Source organism: Jeotgalibacillus sp. R-1-5s-1, from assembly GCF_004405105.1.
Lineage (GTDB): Bacteria > Bacillota > Bacilli > Bacillales > Jeotgalibacillaceae > Jeotgalibacillus.
In genome coordinates, this window is sequence record NZ_SORW01000028.1 from 229,110 (window position 1) to 248,706 (window position 19,597).

Consider the following 19,597-nt stretch of genomic DNA (forward strand, 5'->3'; position numbering starts at 1 on the left):
GATGAAATGGATCAGAACAATTGGACACAGCATACGCTGATGGACGCTTTAGGGATCGAAATGAAGGAAGTTGGAAAGGGCAAAGTCATTGCAGAAATGCCGGTAGATGGAAGAACACATCAGCCTTTTGGATTTTTACATGGAGGCGCCTCTGTCGCGCTTGCTGAAACAGTAGCGAGTGTCGGCTCAGCTGCACTTGTCGATCTTGAACATAACCATTGCTTTGGTCTCGAGATCAATGCCAATCATATTAAAGCAAAACGGGATGGCGTGGTTACGGCGATTGCAGAGGTCATACATAGCGGAAAATCAACAATGGTCTGGAATATCAGAATTGTTGATGAGGAGGAAGATCTGATCTGTATTTCCAGGTGTACAGTTGCAGTTGTGCCAAAAAAGAAGTAACGTTTACTTTTTCTGTTTAGTGGAAAATATCCACTAAACAGAAAAGGTGGTGCTCGATTAATGCCATGGAATAAAAACGATTATCCTGATTCGTGGAAAAATCTTGAGCCGGCTGTGCGCAACAAGGCCATCGAGATTGGAAATGCGCTCGTTGAAGAAGAGGGATATGAAGAGGGCCGTGCCATTGCCATTGCAACAGATCGTGCAAAAAAATCCATTCAGAATGATGACCAGGAAACGTATGAGCTCAGGCCGCATGATGATGGATGGCAGCTGATCAAAAAGGGGTCTCATAAAGCGATTTATACGGAAGAAACAAAGGCTGCGCTTGAAGACAAAGCCAAATCTTATGTGACAGAGCATAATGGTATACTCAAAGTATTTAAGGCGGATGAATCCGTTGAACAGACATTATATAAAGTATAAAAAAACATCCCGGGAGCGTGAACTATACCCCAGATAACGGACACTGATAAAAAAGTGCCCCTATCTGGGGTTTTTTGTGTTTCAATAGATTTAATCATTGGGGGCGGAGGATATACATGAGTAAAAATATTTATAATGAGTTTCAAATTAAAGAGCTGGAGAAGAATCCTAACGTATTGAATGCTTCTGAAAGGTCAATTTCCTATAGTCCTAAGTTTAAGATTAAAGCAGTGAAGGATTATCAAGCTGGGAAAGCACCCTCACAGATCTTTCTAGAACAAGGTTTTGATCTTGATATGATTGGTAAGAAACAACCTAAAACCTGCCTTAGGCGTTGGAGAAATACTTATGAGCGCTTTGGAGAGGAGGGTTTCCTTACGGAACGCAGAGGCAAAGGGAGTACAGGTCGCCCTTCTACAAAAGAACTTTCTGTGGAAGAAAAGTTAAAGAAAGCTGAAGCGAAAATCAAGTTTCTTGAGGCAGAGAATGATCTCTTAAAAAAGCTAGAAGAGTTAGAGAGGCAGGCGTTGAAAAAGAAACGATCTTAACGGCATCTGAGAAGTTCGCCTTGATCGAGAAAACAATCAGAGTTCATCAGTTACACAACGCTGTTTCCTATCTGTGTGAACTGGCAGGTGTTAGCCGCAGTGGTTATTATGATTGGGTGAAGGCTGCCCCATTACGTGCACAACGAGACGAACAGGATGAATTAGATGTAGCGTTAATCAGAAAAATATTTATAAGTAAAAGAGAAAAAGTAGGGGCTCTCCAGATAAAAATGATTATGGAGAATGATTATTCAGCCTGCATGAACCACAAAAAGATTAGACGGTTAATGTCGAAATATAACCTGATAACGAAGATAAGACAGGCCAATCCTTATCGTAAGATCGCTAAAGCCACACAGGAGCATCGAACCTGTCCTAATTTGCTTAATCGTGATTTCAACCAAAGTGTACCTGGAAAAGTCCTGCTGACTGACATTACTTATCTCTATTACGGAAAAGGGCAAAAAGCATATTTATCCTGTGTAAAAGATGGGGCTACCACCGAAATATTGGCCTACAATCTTTCTACGTCTCTAGAAATGGATATCGTCTATCGTACGTTAACAAAGTTAAAGGAAGCTGTTGATGGTCAGTTTCATCAAGGAGCCATATTACATTCTGATCAAGGAATGCATTACACGCACCCTCGCTTCCAAAGCGAAGTAAAAAAGCTCGGCTTAATACAATCAATGTCCCGAAAGGGAAACTGTTGGGATAACGCCCCAATGGAAAGTTTTTTTGGCCATTTTAAAGATTTAGCAGAATACAAATCTTATGATAATCTTCAAGACGTAAAGAGGGAAGTAGATCGTGTGATTGGAGAATATAATCACGATCGCTATCAATATGGGTTAAATAAAATGACCCCGGTACAATACCGGAGTCACTTACTAGCTGCATAGGTGCTTTTTAAACTGTCCGAAAATCGGGGCACAGTTCAGCGATTCCCGGGATGTTTTTTTACTTTTTACTTTTACTTTTACTTTTCGCCTGTTCATGTTTCTCTTTATCAGCAAGATCATCTCTCACTGTCTCAGGTGCAAGCTTAACACCTGTATTATAAGCAGCGCGTGCAATTAAATGTCCACCTACAGGAGCGGTAATCAGAACGAAAAATATACCTAATACGACTCTTGAATTAAATACTCCATCCTCTGTTAAAAAGAAGATAAGTGTTCCGATCAGGATACACATAACGCCAAGTGTTGCGCTTTTAGAAGCAGCGTGGGTTCTTGTGTACAGGTCCGGTAAACGGATGAGACCAATAGCCGTTACTACGGCGAAAAAGGCTCCGATCAGAATAAATCCGGCTACAAAGTATTCACTTACGTCGATCACGGTCCACAATCGCTCCTTTCTCTAGATATTTGGAGAAAGCAACGGTTCCGATAAAGGCAAGGATCCCAAGTAGAAGAATGACTTCAAGAAAGACACTTGAATCAAGCAGCATGGAAAACAGGCCTGTCATTGCGATCAGACTAATTCCAAGTGAATCCAGTGCAATGACCCGGTCAGCCGTTGATGGGCCTTTTACGACACGGATGACGATTCCAATCATACTGGCTGCAACGGCAACCAGCGCAATGTATATAGAAATAGTCAGCATCAGCGGCTCACCTCCATAATTGCCTTCTCAAAACCTTCCCTGATCGATGAAACGTTTCCTTTAATATCAGATGCATTCAGCGCATGAATATAAAGGGTTCCGTTGTCATCACTCACATCCATCACGAGTGTTCCAGGCGTCAGCGTGATCAGCAGGGAGAGAAGGGTCACTTCCCATTCTCTCTCAAGCTTTGTATCGTATTTAAATACGCCTGGTTTTAAATCCATTTTTGGACGGAGGACAATCGCTAGCACTTCAATGTTAGCCTTAATCAGCTCAATAATAAACAGCACAGTCAATTTAATGACAGCCCAGACTCTGAGAATATAGAGCCTCGTTTGAAAGAACCTGCGCATTGCAAAGATCACGAGCAAACCAAGGAAATAACCGATGATAAAGCTCGATAAGGTAAATGAACTGGTCAGAAACATCCAGAGGAACGCTAAAAAGAAATTTAATAATACTTGAAATGCCATATCACATTACTCCTTTAATACTGCTTCAATATAGATTGCAGGATCGATGAGTGGTTCTACCGCCATGGTAATAAACGGGCGTATTGCTTCTGTCCCGACACCATAGAAAATGGCGATCAGAACAAGTGCAGCCGCCGGGACCCATAGACGGTTTGCCGATTTAGCTTTTGCCCCGTGATACTCTTTTGGCGTTCCCCAGAAGCCATTCATGAAAATCTTCATGGCTGAATATAAGACGAGCAGACTTGAAATGAGGACAAGCAATGGTCCTACAATATCTCCAGCTTCAAATCCTCCCTGAACAATCAGCAGCTTTCCAATAAATCCGCTTAAAGGAGGAATTCCCGCTAAAGCCAGTGCAGCAACAAAATAGGTCCAGCCGATTCTCGGGTAATCGCGGATCATCCCACCCATGTCTTTCAGGTGACTTGATCCTGCAATCGCGATCATGATCCCCACGAGCAGGAACAGTGCTGCTTTAATGACCATATCGTGCAGCAGGTAGAAAACAGCCCCTTCAAGTGAAGCAGGCGTCATTGCTGCGACACCGTATAGGATAACTCCTACCGCAACCACAATATTGTAAATAATAATGGTTTTTACTTCTCTGTAGGCAACGGCTCCGATTACTCCAACAACAATGCTCAATAAGGCAAGGACACCTAATATTTCATGGGTGTAACCTGTATCCTGCGTAAAGAATAAAGTATAGGTTCTCAGGATCGAGTAAACACCAACCTTCGTTAAAAGGGCCCCGAATAAAGCAAGCACGGGAATTGGTGGAGCACTGTATGACCCTGGAAGCCAGAAGTAAAGCGGTACGATTGCGCCTTTCAAGCCAAATACCATCAGGAAAAAGATCGCAATCACCGTAACAATCCCTGTATTTCCAAGCTCACTGATCCGCTGGGAAATATCAGCCATATTCAGTGAACCGACAACAGAGTACAAGTATGCTACGGCTGTTACAAATAGCGCTGAGGAAATGACGTTAATCAGCACATACTTAATGGATTCGCGAAGCTGAGCCTTCTTACCACCTAACACAATCAGCAGGTAAGAAGAAATCAGGAATACTTCAAAGAATACGAACAGGTTAAAAATATCACCTGTTGTAAAGGCTCCGTTAATCCCCACAAGCAGGAACATTACCCCGATGTAGAAAAAGAAGCTTTCATATTTTTCATCCATATAAATCATCGCATACCAGACAACGAAGAAGGTCAGGATGCTGGACGTTAATACGAGTAGAACTGAAAGCATATCCGACACGAGCGGAATTCCGTATGGTGCCGGCCAGCTTCCAAGGTTAACTGTCTGAATACCATTCGCTTTTACCTCTGCAGCCAGTACAACTGATGCAACGATTGTTGCTCCGATGGCTAACAGTGAGATGAAACGCTGTGCTTTAATTCGCTTCGGGAAAAACATTAAAATCACAGCAGCTAAAAGCGGAATGAGAATCGGCAATAATGGTAAATTAATCATTTGATTCATTCCCTTTCATTTCTTCCATATTGTCTGTTCCGAGCTCCTGATAAGCACGATAGGCAAGTACCAGGAAGAATGCCGTTACCCCGAAGCTGATGACAATAGCAGTTAAAACGAGCGCTTGTGGCAGGGGATCCGTATAGGATGTAACCCCATCCAACAGTACAGGCGCGTCTCCCGTTTTTAAACCACTCATTGTAAGCAACAGTAAATGTGCACCGTGACTGAGCAGAGCAGTGCCGATGATGACACGCAGCAGGCTCTTTGAAAGGATCAGATAAACAGCGGATGTGAATAACACACCGACCACAATAGACATTAAGATCTCCATTATTCACTCTCCCCAATCGTTTGAATAATGGTCATTGTTACACCAATTACGACCAGGTAGACCCCAATATCAAACAGCACGGCTGTGTGAAGAGAGGTTTCCCCTAAAAGCGGGAGATTAAAATAGTCGTATGCATGTGTCAGAAATGGCTGATTAAATAACAATGCACCAGCACCGGTTAATACGGCGATTAATAATCCTGCCGCGGTCATCATGCGATAATCAAACGGCAGAATCGTATTTAACGTTTTGACATCATAAGCAAGCAGCAGCAGGACGAGTGCAGCAGCTGTCATCAGTCCTCCAATGAATCCTCCTCCGGGCGTATAGTGTCCGGCAAAAAACAGATTGATGGAGAATAAAATGATGATGAATGATATCACGGTTGTGACGGTTTGTAAGATGACATCATTAGGTTTCTTCATCCTTTTTGCCTCCTTACTCCACGGAAGTGAACCATCGCATAAATACCCAAAGCAGCAACTCCAAGTACACAGATTTCAAACAATGTATCAAAGCCACGGAAGTCAACAAGAATAACGTTTACCATGTTTCCACCGGCAGCCAGCTTATACACGTTATCGATGTGGTACTGAGAAATCGATTCAAATACAGAGCTGTTACTGTATGCAGAAATGGCAATCAGTGTAATGGTTATACCAACAAGAATCGAAATGACTGCATTTCCGAAGCGGAAGCCCATGCGTTCTTCCTTCCGGCTGATTTCCGGTAAGTGATAGAAGCACAGCAGGAACAATGCTACAGAAACAGTCTCAATTACCAGCTGGGTTAAAGCCAGATCCGGTGCTCTGAAAAATACAAAGAACAATGCAACAGAGTAACCGACTGCACCAAGCGCAATAATCGATGTCAGTCTTGATTTAGCAAATAGAATCGTAATGGCAGATGCAATCATCACAACAGCCAGAATGACTTCATAAATCCGGATCTCTGCAAGGTTGGACGTATCAATTGAAAATGCATCCCGCACTACGAGTGTTGAAAGCAAAATCGCAACGAAAAATCCGAAGATATAAAGAAGATAGGTTCTCATATAACCAGTCATAATACCTTCAGTCAGCTTAAAGCTTCCGGACTCACCTTTTTCAAGTCCGCGGTCATAAACACCATTGATCGTAAACTGCTCAGGAATCCGGTTGTAGATACCCTGCCATTTACCAAGCGTAGCGTACAGCAGCGTACCGAACAGGACAATCCCGATCGTCATAAAGAGCTCAGGTGTAAACCCGTGCCAGAAATAAATGTTAACGTAAACCTCCTGGCCTGAATCCACAAGACTTGGCAAAATGGCTTCAACAGCCGGCTTGATCATGCTGTTAGACAGCAGGTTCGGGAAAAATCCGAACACAATCACAAGTGCACCAAGCACGATTGGTGAAATCAGCATGCCAATCGGTGCCTCATGAGGTTTCTTTGGAAGCTTATCAAGCTGAAGCTTTCCAAGGAAAGTTTTAAACAGCAGCATAATGCTGTAAATAAACGTGAACACACTCGCAATCCATGCAATAACAGGGAATAAAATGCCCCATGTATCCATCGAGAAAAGGTTAAATTCAAGTATTTCAAGTGTGGCAAGCAGGAACATTTCCTTACTCAGGAAACCGTTAAATGGTGGGAGTCCTGCCATTGAGAATGTCCCGATTAACGCGATCGTAAAGGTAATCGGCATCAGGTTCACAAGTCCGCCGAGATTTCGAATGTCCCGTGTACCGGTCTCATGATCCACAATACCTGCAACCATGAACAGGCTACCTTTAAAGGTTGCGTGATTGATCAGGTGGAACACAGCTGCAATCGTTGCGCCCATATAAATATTCTCATCCAGCTGGTCAAAATGAAGTGCAGCAGCACCAAGACCGAGCAGTGACATAATTAAACCGAGCTGTGAAATGGTCGAAAATGCAAGAATTCCTTTTAAATCAGTCTGTTTCACAGCATTAAATGAACCCCAGAACAGGGTGAAAAGTCCGAATCCGGCAACAAGCCAGAGCCAGATTCCTGATTCTGCGAACACCGGACTCATGCGGGCAACAAGATAAATACCCGCCTTAACCATCGTTGCAGAGTGAAGATAAGCCGATACAGGTGTAGGTGCTTCCATCGCATCAGGAAGCCACACGTGAAACGGAAATTGTGCTGATTTTGTAAATGCTCCGAGTAAAATCAGAAGCATGGCTGGGATAAACATTGGATCCTGCATGAGTGATCCGGACATACTGATTAATTCCTGAATGCTGAAGGTTCCACTCATAATATAGAGAAGAACGATCCCTCCAAGCATCGAAAGTCCGCCGAAAACGGTAATCAGCATTGATTTCTGAGCCCCGTATCTTGAGCGCTCTTTATCATACCAATATCCGATCAGCAGGAATGAGGAAATTGAAGTGAACTCCCAGAACATATACAGGACGATCAGGTTGTCGGATAAAACGACACCAAGCATCGCACCCATGAACATGAGTAAATAAACATAAAAGTTATGGAGTGCTTCTTTTTCTTTTGCAAGATAATAGATCGAATAGAGAACGACCAGTGAGCCGATCCCCGTAATAAGCAGGGCAAATAAAAGCCCCAGACCATCAACATGAGCATTAAAATTGATCCCAAGTGATGGTATCCATTCAAACGTCTTTGAAACGGTCTGCCCCCCACTCGTCACCGGCAGGTACTGAATGAAGTAAATAAACAGCGCCAGCGGCACAAGCAGAACGAACCATCCGGTATGAATATTCCGGAATCCCTTAAACAAAAAAGGGATGAAGACTGCCGCAATAAATGGCAGTACGATGGCAATATGAAGCAGCGACAAAGAAAATCCCTCCCTTGAACATTTATCACAATCACAATAAGCATTTAAATAAGGACTGTATTTGTATACATCCAGCCGTGCATACCCAGTCCTTTGTGACATGATCATTTTTTTTACGTATAGCAAAAGTATAACGTAAAATGACCCTCTATGCATAATGTAACACTTACGGTTACAGGCTTTATCAAAATCTATATATAGGTAGAAACGGGTATAAATAATCAAAAAAAATTTATAAACGGTGTCGAAATTTGTTCTATATTGAAAAGAATTCAAACCTTTTGCCGGTAGGTCCTTCCAAAAAAATGATGAAACGATTATGATAAAAAAGAGAAATTCGGCTGGGAGCGTAGTGAATGAAAAATACATATTTGACTGGTTATTTACCGTTATTTTCAATTTTGCTGTTCAGTCTCTCCTTTTCTGTGTACGGAGTCGGGGTGCTGACAGATTTGTTTAAAGGAATAGGCATTTACGCAGGGATGAGAGAATTCCTATCTGAGCTTGAGCTCAAGCTGTTTGTCCTGATCCTGCTGATGATTATCTGTTTTATGATTCTTGCAGCGTTAAAACTGATTGCAGAGACGATCAACGAAGTGTCGCTTCTGTTTTTCTCCAGGGATAAAGAAGGGGAGGCATTGACAAGGGTTCGTGCGGGTTCACTCATTTATTTTTTCGGATCACTTGCAACGATCGTCAGCCTGCAGTCAATTGTGGGCCTGCTGATCATCTTCGCCCTGACATCGATCGTGTACTTCATGTATTTTGTGATTAAAGTCAGCTCAACATTAAGCGCAGGAGGGACAATCGGGGTTATTCTATTCGAGATTGTCACTTGGTCAGCGCTTTTGTCAGCAGTATTTTACGTAGTCTTAAGTCTTTACAACGGACTGCTCGGCAGCTTACCGATCCTGGAGCAGATATAAAAAAGGCGTTACACAAATTGTGTAGCGCCTTTTTAAATGTATATTATAAAAACCGGGCCGAGGGGCATCCTCCGCTTTCCATGTCCAGCTGCGGCGACTAGCCCCTCGAGGTCATAAGTCAAAGCTGAACGAGGGCAAAGGTCAGCCCTCTTTTCATCTTCGCCTTATGCTTGTCGGGGCTGGACGAGTCGCCTACGCTTTTCTAAGGCCGGGCGGTGAACCCCTTGTGCTTCGCACAATGGTTTCACCTGTCCCTTTCCGCCATAGGAGTCTGCGGATGCCCCTCGTCCCTTTGTGAATGCGTAATAGCAGAATTACCGGTTAATATCCTTCCAAATCAAATGAGCAGGGCGGTCGAGTTCGATGGACTGCATGTTTTGTGGTAAATCGTGACCCACCCATACACCACTTGTGTACTCATTCGTTAACCCGACTGTCCAATAATCAAAGTATTCGTTGGTTGTGCCTGTCTTGATACCGATATACGGCTTTTCCAGGTAAGCAGGTGAACCGGTTCCGGATCTGGCAGCTGTCGCAAGAAGCTCACGCATTTTGGCTGTTGTCTGGCCGGACCAGACTGGAATATAGTCCTTTGGCCATTCGTAGAGCACGTTACCTTGAAAATCGGTGACTTTTCTGATTGCGTGTGACTGTCTGTAATTACCGTCAATAAAGCTTGTGTATGCATCTGTAAGTTCGAGTGGAGAAACACCGTAAGTGAAACCTCCTGCAGCGGCTGCGAGTGTCTGATCACTCAGACCAACCTGGTTAAAATCAAAAGCATTCAGATAAGCGAAGGATTGCTCCACGCCTGTTTCCTCCATCATCCGAATCGCCGGTGTGTTGAGTGAAAGCAGAAAGGCGCGTGAAATAGACACGTCCCCGTATTCAACCCCACCGTAATTTTCAGGACAGTAGTTCTGGAAACAGTATGCATCTGCATTCACATTTTGAGTAAGGTAAGGCTGAAATGTCTCGATATAAGGCCCGTAAACGAGCAGCGGCTTAATGGCTGAACCCGGCTGACGGACAGCCTGATAAGCTCTGTTAAAATTATATTTCTGATAGTTTTTACCGCCGGAAAGACCGACAATTTCCCGTGTCTGATTTTCGATAACAACTGCTGCACCTTCCACACCGTTATATGGCAAATTCGAACGGACAGCTGCTGTTGTCTGATTTTGCATTGCAGGATCAAGTGCGGTATGAATATTGACACCGGATTTTAAAATCTGCTGGACACGGGCATCCAGGCGTTCATCAATCGCTGCTTTTTCTGACGTTTTTTTAGCCTTAACAAGCTGATCTTTAAATCCTTCGTGATGGGCAATCAGCTGACGTAATTCGTATTCAACATAAAACGTATAGTCAGGGTATAGTTCATTGGATTCCACAGGTTTAACTGTGATTTGTTCTGCTTTTAAGGCAGCGGCTTCCTCAGCGGTAATTTTCTGTTCAGTTACCATCAGGTCAATCAGGCGTTCCTGACGTTCTTTTGCCTGATCAAAATTGGATAGAGGGTCGTATTTTCTCGGGTTATTCGGGATCGCTGCCAGAAAAGCCAGCTCTGCTTTCGACAGTTCACTTAAATCCTTCTGAAAATAGTATTTCGATGCGGCCTTTATTCCGTATACGCCATTGTTGTAATAAATAATATTTAAATAGGCTGTTAAAATCTCATCCTTTGACCATTGGCTCTCAATCTCACTTGCATAAAACAGCTCGGTCATTTTACGGTTATACGTTTTCTCCTGAGTCAAATACAGATTTCTGGCGAGCTGCTGGGTAATCGTACTGCCACCCTGCTCGATATGGGTAAAAACCAGGTTTTTGACAACAGCCCGGATGATCGCCCCTGCATCAAAACCGATGTGGTCATAAAAATTCCGGTCCTCTGAATAAACCGTTACATCCTTTAAAAATTGAGGTAACTCTTCGGAGGTAGCGTGCATTCTCATGCCTGGTTCGCTTTTTGATATTTGTGCCCCATTGCGGTCGAAGATAAAGCTAGTCTGCTGAACAGTTTGCTCATTAAGCTGCACTTTTTCATCAAGTGCCTTCTGAAAATCAGACTGCGCCTGGATTTCTTTATTTGTTTGAAGCCAGAAGAAAATACATAACGGGATAAGGAGAAACACACCCATAAACCCCATGGTCATTCTCATTTTAGGAGTCTCCATTCTAAAGTTAGTTCACGGACGATTGCTGTGTGCTTATTTGCCTGCGGCTCCACCATAAAAGACTAAAGGCTCCGAGAAATAAAGCACCTGTCACATAAAAGACGGAAGAAATCCCGATAAATCCGGAGATCACACCCCCAAATACGGGGCCTGCCACATTGCCGAGAAAACGGAAGCTTTGATTATAACCGAGCACTTCCCCCTGCATGGATACAGGTGCAGCATGACGGATGAAGGCTGTCACGCTTGGAATAATTCCGCCGATCGCGATGCCAAATAAGAATCGCAGAATCACAAGCTGCCATAATTCAGTGACGAGTGCCTGTGGAATGATGAAGAGAGCTGACAATACGAGAAGGATCACCAGTACTTTTTCATAGCCGATCGCATCTCCGAGTCTGCCCCAGCTTCGTGTAGCAATAAGATTGCCGAAGCCTGTTGCAGAAAATGCCATACCCGAAAGAAAGGCGATGTTAGCTGCGCTCGTCAGTCCATCCACATAGAGCGCTAAAAGTGGCTGAATACTGAAATTCGCCATCTGAACAAGGAAGGATAAGACCATCACGGTCATTAGCATGCGGTGACTCGTAATATGTCTGAACACTTCTTTTCTTGTATACGTCCGTTCTTTCTTTTTATCGGCATCTTTTTTCTTTTCTGAAATACCAAACATCACAACGGTTGCTGCAACAGAGATCGAAATCGCGGTGATAATAAAGGTGTAGCTGAAACCGAATGTATCTGCCATCAGCCCCCCGAGGAGTGGGCCGAACAATCCGCCGGTTACGGTTCCCATTTGAAGGGTGCCGAGCGTGCGGCCGGCAATATGTTTTGGTGTCTGTGAAGAGATAAGGGCAAGAGAAGTAGGGATAAAGCCGGTTACAACGCCCATAAACATCCGGAGGATAAACAGTCCTTCAACCGACTGAATGAATCCCATGAGAAAGATGCTGAAGGCAATGCCATAGCCGGTGATCATCAGGATCGGCTTATAGCCAAACCGGTCACCGAAACGTCCCCAGATCGGAGAGACAAAAAACGCAGTCAGAAAAGTTACACCGAATACAAGGCCGGACCATCTTTGAACATACTCGTCAGAAAAGTCACCCATTGTTTCTATATAAAGAGAGAGAAACGGAAGGATCATAGTGGCACTCGCTGCCACGAGGAAATTGGCGATCCACATAATGATTAAGTTCTTTTTTTCAACTTTAATAACAAACACCTTCTAACATTCATCTGAATTATTTCGAGAGTCGTAACAAGTATAACGTAATAAAAAAACGATGCAACTTGAAATCACTCATATTATGTCGCAAGAAAATTCAGACATTTATATGTGGATTACCCAACTACATGGTATAATTAATCACATGAGAAAGGAGGAAAGAACATGACCGGCGCTGATCAGACCATTATTTTTCTGGATTTTGAATTTTCCATGCCGGATGGAAGGGGACCAAAGGGCTTTTATCCTGAAATCATTGAAGTAGGTCTCGTAGCCGTCAGAAATGGAGAAAAAGAACAATTTTCAAGCTATGTGAAACCGAAAAAATTCAAAAGGCTCTCCAGAAGGTGTAAATCCTTCCTGAATATCAGTCAGGAGCAGGTCGATAGCGGCATCTCTGTTCATTCCCTTGTCAAAAAGTTAGCAGAGCTGAACCACGATGGCTTTTGTAAAGTTGTGACCTGGGGCAACATGGACATGAAGGTGCTGAGACAAAATTGCGAAAAGGCCGGGCTGATCTTTCCGTTCACCGGTGAATTTGTCGATTTATCCATGGAGTACAAACGCTTTTTTGGAGACCGGAATCAGACAGGATTATGGAAAGCCGTTCAGGAATATGGAAAGGATGGGACTGGTAAACACCATAAGGCCCTCGATGATGCGATGACGACCTACCATATATATCAGCTGGTAGAAAAGGATAAGCGCTATTTAAACAAGAGCGAACCGACTACGATTGGGGACAGAGTGGATTTTTCCGCTTTACGCCAGTTTCTGGTTCAATAAAAAAGAGCCCTCCTGAGAAGGGCTTTTATTTTTGGTCAGGAAAAATTCATGTTATACATCAGCTCATATTCTTTTTTAACACCTGCAAGTGCTTCAAGGCTTTTTTGATTAAAGGCTGAATCCTCTTCCTGTAATCTCCTTTCAAGCTCCGCGACAGCCTCAGCTAAATGCACATAATAATCACCCGGTTCCCCGTCAAACGGTTTCACCATGGATGATGGGATATTCGCACGTTCATTAAATGCGAGCGCTTTTCTTTCATGAAAGAGTGGAACATCCACCTGATTCGGGTTGTGCAGATCACCCTGAATTGGATGCTTCAATACATCTTTAATCTGGACAACCTTTACACTGTCTTTATCCTCTGTCACCACGCCAATATAAGCGCCGGTTTTATAAAAAGCTTTTACATATTCAGTCATTCTTCACGCCTCCTGTAAGTATGTTACACTCACCAATTTTTTGGCATTCCTCACTATTTAGTTTAACGTAACATAATGATTTTTTCTGTAAATTAGGCTAAAGTATAATATGGAGGCGAGAAAATGAAAATTAAATTGATGTTGTCATTGTTATTTGTATTGTTGTTAGCAGCCTGCGGAGGAAATGCTGACAGTGGCTCAGATACTGAAAATACGGAGTCTGCAGAGCCTGCTGAAGAAACGGCAGAAGACACGTATGCTGAAGCGGAACCGGTTGAAGAATTGCCGGCAGTGGAAGGATACCCACAAACAAATCCTGAACCGGGTGAAAATGAGCCTGTTGCTACCATCCAGACGAATTACGGTGATATTACAGTGAAGTTTTTCCCTGACCAGGCACCTTTAGCAGTTGAAAACTTTTTAACACACGCTGAAGAAGGTTATTATGATGGCGTGATTTTTCACAGAGTCATTGAAGACTTTATGATTCAGGGGGGAGATCCTGATGGGACAGGTGCCGGCGGCGAAAGTATTTTCGGTGAACCGTTTGAGGATGAATTTTCACCTGAACTCGTTCATATCAGAGGCGCATTATCAATGGCCAATTCCGGTCCTGCAACGAATGGCAGTCAGTTTTTCATTGTGCAAAATCAGAATATGACTGAGGACCTTGTTGCACAAATGGAATCAGCCGGTTTTCCTGAAGAGCTGATTACGATGTATCAGGAAAGAGGCGGCACGCCATACCTTGATAACCGTCATACTGTTTTTGGACAGGTGATTGAGGGCATGAACATCGTTGATAATATTGCAGCGGTTGAAACGGGTAGTGATGATCGTCCGGTAGAGGAAGTCGTCATTGAATCTGTTGAGGTTCAGGAGTAAATTCCATCACAGGTTTTTCAAACATGAAGGCTGGAACGGGGAGTGGTTCCGGCTTTTTTTATACAATCTTGACCTAATCATTTTACATACATGGGGGAAATAATATGGACGAACTTTTATTGAAATACGCAAAGCTTGCTGTCAGGACAGGAGTCAACATTCAGGAAGGACAGTTTCTGTGGATTGCGGCTTCAGTTGACAGCGCTGTTTTTACAAGACTTGTAGTTGAAGAGGCTTATCGTGCAGGAGCGGGTAATGTACACGTCCAATGGCACGATGATCTCGTAACAAGACTTTTTTATGAAAAAGCACTTGATCAGGAACTCGACTATTTCCCGGAATGGCTGACAACGGCGCATGAAGAAACGGTTGAGCGGGAAGGGGCATTCCTTGTTATCGAGTCTGATAATCCCGATCTTCTAAAGGGAATCTCCTCTGACCGGATTGCCGCTTTTGCAAAAGCAAGAGGAGAGGCGCTCGGTGCTTTTTATGAAGCAATTGAAACAGATCGCATCAGCTGGTCTATCGTGGCAGTGCCTTCTGCTGATTGGGCACTGAAGCTGTTCCCGGAACAACCTGAAGTGAAAGCAGTCGAGAAGCTGTGGGAGTCCATCTTTTCTGTGACAAGAATTCTAAAAGATGACCCGGTACTTGAATGGGAACATCATATGGAACATCTCAGAAAAAGAGCGGCCTCCTTAACTGAAAAGCAATATACGGCACTGCATTATCAGGGACCTGGTACAGACATCACAATTAAACTTCCCGCTCACCATAAATGGCTGACAGGGGGCTCGAAAAATAAAAAAGGTCATGACTTTATCGCAAATCTGCCAACAGAAGAAGTGTACACAGTTCCTCACAGATTAGGTGTGAACGGCTATGTGACAAACACAAAACCGCTTGCCTATCAAGGGAATATCATTGACGGATTCACGCTCACATTTAAAGAGGGGAAAGTCACTGATTTTAAAGCGGATGTCGGAGAGGAGCTGCTTGAAAAAATCCTGACAATGGACGAGGGGGCACCGTACCTTGGCGAGATCGCACTCGTACCTCACCGTTCACCGATTTCTGATTCAGGCATTCTGTTTTTTAATACGCTGTTTGATGAAAACGCATCGAATCATTTTGCGCTCGGCTCGTGTTATCCGACCTGTATTGAGGGTGGAACAGAGATGAACGATGAAGAAAGGCTTGAGGCAGGGTTAAATGACAGCATCGTTCACGAGGATTTTATGATGGGCTCTGCTCAGATGAACATTGATGGGATCAGAGCGGATGGAACGCGAGAACCGGTCTTTCGCAATGGGAATTGGGCAACTGAATAGGCTGTACACGAATTGTTCACGTGATGTATGAAGGAAGCGTTGTTATAATGAAGGAAATTGAGTAAGCGAGGAGGCTGCGCCGTGTTCTACGACTTGTTTATTTTGCAGCTCTTTTTATATTTTCCGGAAGATAAATCGGAATACCTTCCAGCTGCATTATGGCTATTATTGTTTGTTATTATGACGTATATTACGTTTCGCTGGATTATCCGTGTGTCTAAAAGACAGGCGGAGGAAACGAAAAAGCTTGAAGAGAAAATGTTGAATGAGCGTAATCATTCTTCTAAATAGAAAAAGGCCGGGATGAAGAATCCCGGTCTTTTTTGTTTCTAACTCACCCCAAAAAATTATTTAAATACCATCTGCAGTCTTCTAAGTCCTTCTTCGACCATTGATCTTGGGCAGGCGATGTTCATTCTGATGAATCCTTCTCCGCCTTTTCCGTATTTATCACCAGGTTCAAGTGCGAGTCCGGCTTCGTCGACGAGTTTCTTTTTGATTTCTTCGTCAGATAAACCGGTTTTTCGTGCGTCCAGCCAGAGAAGGTAGGTGCTGTCAGGCTCCATCATGTTAATCTGATCCATTTCCGTGACCGTATTTCTGACAAGCTCAAGGTTTCCGGTCAAATAATCAATAAGTGATTCCAGCCATTCCTCTCCTTCAGAATAAGCGGCTTCCATTGCGGTGATGCCAAATGTGGAGAGAGTGAAAAATCCCTGACGGCCCTGTTCCTCCTTAATTTTCTCACGGGTTTCTTCGTTTGAACAAATAATAGCCGACGCCTGGAGACCTGCGAGATTAAAGGTTTTGGACGGTGCAACGAGTGTAATAATATGATCATGTTCATCACCGGCTGCTTTTGCAGTAGGTACGTGGCGGGCGTGTCTGTAAATTAAATCTGAATGAATTTCATCTGAAACGAGCACGACATCATGCTCTGCACATAAATCAGATAGTCTCTTCAGCTCATCACTGCTCCATACTCTTCCCGAAGGATTGTGCGGGCTGCATAACAGAAACATTTTTACATCAGACAGCTTCTGACTGAGATCCTCCCAGTCTATTTCGTAGCGGCCGTTTTGCTCAATTAAGTGATTGGTCACAACGGTCCTGCCATTTTGTTCAATCATGCCGAAAAATGGTGTATAGACAGGTGTCATGGTTAATATGTGATCACCGGGAGCCGTTAATGCCCTGATGGCAGTTGCGATGGAAGGGACCACGCCGATTGAATATAAATACCATGATGCATTGGTTTTCCAGCCGTGCCGCTTTTCAAGCCAGCCGGCGATGGTCCGTGCTGTTGATGGCGGAACAAATGTATAACCGTATGGAGGCTGTTCTAGCCGCTTCGTTAAGGAAGTCATGACGCTTTCAGGCGGGGCAAAATCCATATCCGCCACCCACATCGGAAGCAAGTCACTCTTTCCGAACAATTCATTCATCATGTCCCACTTCACGGAATGTGATCCGGTTCTTTGCGTTTCGCGGTCAAAATCAATCATGCAAACACTTCCTTTCCAATTCTCTATTCTATGGTATGATAGATGAAGCATTTTTCAAAATGATTAGGTGGTACAAATGAATATAAGTGAAATGGATTTAAAACTCATGATTATTCTGCAGGAATGGGACCCATTTGATAAAGGGGAAGAAGGGTACGATCATGAAATTGCTGAAGTTATTCAGTCTGTTCATGAACTGCATCACCCGACGGATCTGGCCAGACACATTCAGGCAATCTATGAGTCTGCGTTTGGTCAATGGATCCCGTTGCAGGACTGTACAAAAGTATCCTACAAGCTGCTGGCAGTGAAAATGGATGCTGTATATGAGGAATAGAGAAGTGAAACCGCACTGATGGTAAGTGCGGTTTTTTATATGGGGTTTGGTAACTTCAGATACAGTGGACCTTCCATGCGCGAAGACGACCAGTATCCTGTCATGATTTGAATACGCGTATGGAGAGCCGTGTTCACTAAAAATGCTGTAGTCCAAATGTCTCTGAACTCACGAATTATTAAATAAGCTCACGAACTTTCCCGCTAAACTCACGAACCTGAGAGGGGAACTCACAAACTCCCACCGCAAACTCACAAACTCATACCGGAACCTCACATTCCAGAAAAAAGAACGGGCAGCAGCCCGTTCCATCAAAAATTTATATAATGTTTAATTTCTCTAAGAAGATTAAAATAATCGCCAGTGGTGCGACCACCTTGATCAGAACATACCAGACAGTCATCCAGCGGTATGTGCCTCCAGCTCCTTTAGAGAGTTCACCAAACACATCTTCTTTTTTCAGCTTATATCCAACAAACAGACTGATCAGTAATGCGCCGAGCGGAAGTCCGAAGCTGCTTGTAATATAATCGGCAAAATCGAACATGATATAGCCTGCAATCGTTACATCTGAGAATACACCGAATGACAAAGCACTTGGTAGTCCTACGATAAAGATCAGAATCCCGGAGATCCAGGCATACTTTTTACGTTTGTCATCCTGACCACGTGAGAAAGTGGCAGTCACGATTTCGAGAATCGAAAACGCAGACGTTAATGTTGCAAACAACAGCAGGACAAGGAAGACAAACATGAACACGCCGCCGAAAGCCAGCTCGTTAAAGATCGCAGGCAGCACAACAAATACAAGTCCCGGTCCTTCTCCCGGTTCAAATCCCAAAGCGAATACTGCAGGGAAAATCACAATTCCGGCTAAAAGGGAAATGACGATATTCAGGATCGCAACCGATGCAGTAGAGCGTCCAAGGTTATCCTGATCCTTCAGGTAGGATGCATAAGTAATCATGACAGAAACCCCAACACTTAAAGCGAAAAAGGATTGACCCAATGCCAATAGCATTGTATTGCTGTCAAAGTAGCTCCAGTCAGGTATGAATAAATACTCAATTCCTTCCATGGCACCGTCAAGTGTAAGTGAGCGAACGGCTAACAGAACAAACATCAAGAGCAGAGCTGGCATCATGATCTTGCTGGCACGCTCAATTCCGTTTTGGATACCACTCTGAACGACCCAAATCGTGATCGTCATAAATAGCGCCTGTGCAATCAAAACTTCTGCGGGATTGGCAATAATCGACTCAAACAGGCCACCGTACTCTGCCTGGGTCAAGCCTGACAGCCCGCCTGTTACACTTCTCCATAAGTAAGATAAAATCCAGCCGCCAACCACACTGTAGAAAGATAAGATAATAATAGCGATAATCGTTCCGATAATTCCGATAAACGGCCAGGCTGTTCCCGGCGCAAGCTTTTTAAACGTTGTCACAGCATCCGCTTTACCTCTGCGGCCAATGACAAATTCAGCAAGCAGGATCGGTCCGGCGATTAAAATAGTGAACAGGATAAACAAAAGAAGAAAAATACTTCCTCCGTTTGAGCCTGCCATATAAGGAAACTTCCAGATCGCCCCCAAACCGATTGCAGAACCGGCTGCAGCAAGGACAAATCCGAGTTTTGAAGACCATTGCTGATTACTCATTTCATTCACCTCTTCAAGTCATGATTTGTATATGCTACTACATACCAGGATCAGAAGAAAAGACTTTTTTGAAAATTTCACGAATCCATTTAACGACACGGGCCCAACTGCATACAAACCTGTTAGATCCTAGTCTGTTTACTAAAATAAGAATAAAACAAATCCTCTTCTGTCTTTTTTGAAACATTCTGATAACATAGTACGTATAAAAGGTATGCGCAACA

General features: G+C 43.7%; 21 protein-coding genes. 9 read left to right on the top strand and 12 right to left on the bottom strand.

The features are described from left to right. Positions 1-6 precede the first annotated feature (6 nt). From E2491_RS12235 to E2491_RS12245, 3 genes are all read left to right on the top strand, one after another. On the top strand, positions 7-405 hold the full coding sequence (locus E2491_RS12235; RefSeq protein ID WP_134375927.1) for a hotdog fold thioesterase: 399 nt from the start codon (positions 7-9) through the stop codon (positions 403-405). 60 nt (positions 406-465) lie between these two features. Next, the gene (locus tag E2491_RS12240) at positions 466-831 is read left to right on the top strand and encodes a DUF2188 domain-containing protein (RefSeq protein ID WP_134375928.1); all 366 of its coding nucleotides are present in this window, start codon (positions 466-468) and stop codon (positions 829-831) included. Between the two features lie 116 nt (positions 832-947). Beyond that, positions 948-2,281 (top strand): IS3 family transposase gene (locus E2491_RS12245; RefSeq protein WP_134375929.1). Its coding sequence is split into 2 segments (ribosomal slippage): positions 948-1,323 and positions 1,323-2,281, totalling 1,335 coding nucleotides; the frame shifts between segments, so codons are not numbered across the junction. A gap of 58 nt (positions 2,282-2,339) precedes the next feature. Here the strand turns inward: E2491_RS12245 and mnhG are convergent. Genes mnhG through E2491_RS12280 form a run of 7 tightly spaced genes read right to left on the bottom strand, consistent with a single transcriptional unit; the run spans position 2,340 to position 8,113 of the window. Beyond that, positions 2,340-2,717 (bottom strand): monovalent cation/H(+) antiporter subunit G, encoded by a 378-nt coding sequence (gene mnhG / locus E2491_RS12250; protein WP_134375930.1) that lies wholly within the window; start codon positions 2,715-2,717, stop codon positions 2,340-2,342. After that, positions 2,701-2,985, bottom strand: coding sequence for a Na(+)/H(+) antiporter subunit F1 (locus E2491_RS12255; RefSeq protein WP_134375931.1), 285 nt, complete (start codon positions 2,983-2,985; stop codon positions 2,701-2,703). The genes mnhG and E2491_RS12255 overlap by 17 nt, the downstream gene beginning before the upstream one ends. Next, positions 2,985-3,461, bottom strand: a complete 477-nt coding sequence (locus E2491_RS12260) for a Na+/H+ antiporter subunit E (RefSeq protein WP_134375932.1) — start codon at positions 3,459-3,461, stop codon at positions 2,985-2,987. The genes E2491_RS12255 and E2491_RS12260 overlap by 1 nt, the downstream gene beginning before the upstream one ends. A gap of 6 nt (positions 3,462-3,467) precedes the next feature. Further along, positions 3,468-4,949: a Na+/H+ antiporter subunit D gene (locus E2491_RS12265; RefSeq protein WP_134375933.1), complete on the bottom strand. Its 1,482-nt coding sequence runs from the start codon at positions 4,947-4,949 to the stop codon at positions 3,468-3,470. Next, the gene (locus E2491_RS12270; RefSeq protein ID WP_134375934.1) at positions 4,942-5,283 is read right to left on the bottom strand and encodes a Na(+)/H(+) antiporter subunit C; all 342 of its coding nucleotides are present in this window, start codon (positions 5,281-5,283) and stop codon (positions 4,942-4,944) included. The genes E2491_RS12265 and E2491_RS12270 overlap by 8 nt, the downstream gene beginning before the upstream one ends. Further along, a complete protein-coding gene (locus E2491_RS12275; protein WP_134375935.1) occupies positions 5,283-5,708 on the bottom strand; it encodes a Na(+)/H(+) antiporter subunit B in 426 nt (141 codons plus the stop codon). The genes E2491_RS12270 and E2491_RS12275 overlap by 1 nt, the downstream gene beginning before the upstream one ends. Beyond that, positions 5,705-8,113: a Na+/H+ antiporter subunit A gene (locus tag E2491_RS12280; protein ID WP_134375936.1), complete on the bottom strand. Its 2,409-nt coding sequence runs from the start codon at positions 8,111-8,113 to the stop codon at positions 5,705-5,707. The genes E2491_RS12275 and E2491_RS12280 overlap by 4 nt, the downstream gene beginning before the upstream one ends. 356 nt (positions 8,114-8,469) lie before the next feature. Between E2491_RS12280 and E2491_RS12285 the strand changes: the two genes are divergently transcribed. Then, entirely contained in the window at positions 8,470-9,039 is a 570-nt protein-coding gene (locus tag E2491_RS12285; RefSeq protein ID WP_134375937.1) for a DUF5366 family protein, read from the top strand. Positions 9,040-9,353: 314 nt separating this feature from the next. Here E2491_RS12285 and E2491_RS12290 read toward each other — a convergent pair whose 3' ends face one another. Continuing rightward, positions 9,354-11,204, bottom strand: a complete 1,851-nt coding sequence (locus E2491_RS12290; RefSeq protein WP_134375938.1) for a transglycosylase domain-containing protein — start codon at positions 11,202-11,204, stop codon at positions 9,354-9,356. A gap of 22 nt (positions 11,205-11,226) precedes the next feature. Further along, positions 11,227-12,435, bottom strand: coding sequence for an MFS transporter (locus E2491_RS12295; protein ID WP_134375975.1), 1,209 nt, complete (start codon positions 12,433-12,435; stop codon positions 11,227-11,229). A gap of 177 nt (positions 12,436-12,612) precedes the next feature. Here E2491_RS12295 and kapD point away from each other — a divergent pair, with 177 nt between their 5' ends. Beyond that, entirely contained in the window at positions 12,613-13,233 is a 621-nt protein-coding gene (gene kapD, locus E2491_RS12300) for a 3'-5' exonuclease KapD (RefSeq protein WP_134375939.1), read from the top strand. A 35-nt stretch (positions 13,234-13,268) separates the two neighbouring features. On the opposite strand, the gene kapB is transcribed toward kapD, so the two are convergent. Further along, entirely contained in the window at positions 13,269-13,655 is a 387-nt protein-coding gene (gene kapB / locus E2491_RS12305; protein WP_134375940.1) for a kinase-associated lipoprotein KapB, read from the bottom strand. Positions 13,656-13,778: 123 nt separating this feature from the next. Here kapB and E2491_RS12310 point away from each other — a divergent pair, with 123 nt between their 5' ends. The 3 genes from E2491_RS12310 to E2491_RS12320 all read left to right on the top strand — a co-directional run bounded on the left by E2491_RS12310 (position 13,779) and on the right by E2491_RS12320 (position 16,162). Continuing rightward, positions 13,779-14,540, top strand: coding sequence for a peptidylprolyl isomerase (locus E2491_RS12310; RefSeq protein ID WP_134375941.1), 762 nt, complete (start codon positions 13,779-13,781; stop codon positions 14,538-14,540). 104 nt (positions 14,541-14,644) lie between these two features. Continuing rightward, a complete protein-coding gene (locus E2491_RS12315; RefSeq protein ID WP_134375942.1) occupies positions 14,645-15,871 on the top strand; it encodes an aminopeptidase in 1,227 nt (408 codons plus the stop codon). A gap of 81 nt (positions 15,872-15,952) precedes the next feature. Beyond that, on the top strand, positions 15,953-16,162 hold the full coding sequence (locus tag E2491_RS12320; RefSeq protein ID WP_208528072.1) for a hypothetical protein: 210 nt from the start codon (positions 15,953-15,955) through the stop codon (positions 16,160-16,162). A gap of 56 nt (positions 16,163-16,218) precedes the next feature. On the opposite strand, the gene E2491_RS12325 is transcribed toward E2491_RS12320, so the two are convergent. Beyond that, entirely contained in the window at positions 16,219-17,376 is a 1,158-nt protein-coding gene (locus E2491_RS12325; RefSeq protein ID WP_208528073.1) for a MalY/PatB family protein, read from the bottom strand. Between the two features lie 76 nt (positions 17,377-17,452). Here E2491_RS12325 and E2491_RS12330 point away from each other — a divergent pair, with 76 nt between their 5' ends. Then, a complete protein-coding gene (locus E2491_RS12330; RefSeq protein ID WP_134375944.1) occupies positions 17,453-17,713 on the top strand; it encodes a DUF1871 family protein in 261 nt (86 codons plus the stop codon). 319 nt (positions 17,714-18,032) lie between these two features. Here E2491_RS12330 and E2491_RS12335 read toward each other — a convergent pair whose 3' ends face one another. Beyond that, positions 18,033-19,373, bottom strand: a complete 1,341-nt coding sequence (locus E2491_RS12335; RefSeq protein WP_134375945.1) for a sodium-dependent transporter — start codon at positions 19,371-19,373, stop codon at positions 18,033-18,035. Positions 19,374-19,597 lie beyond the last annotated feature (224 nt).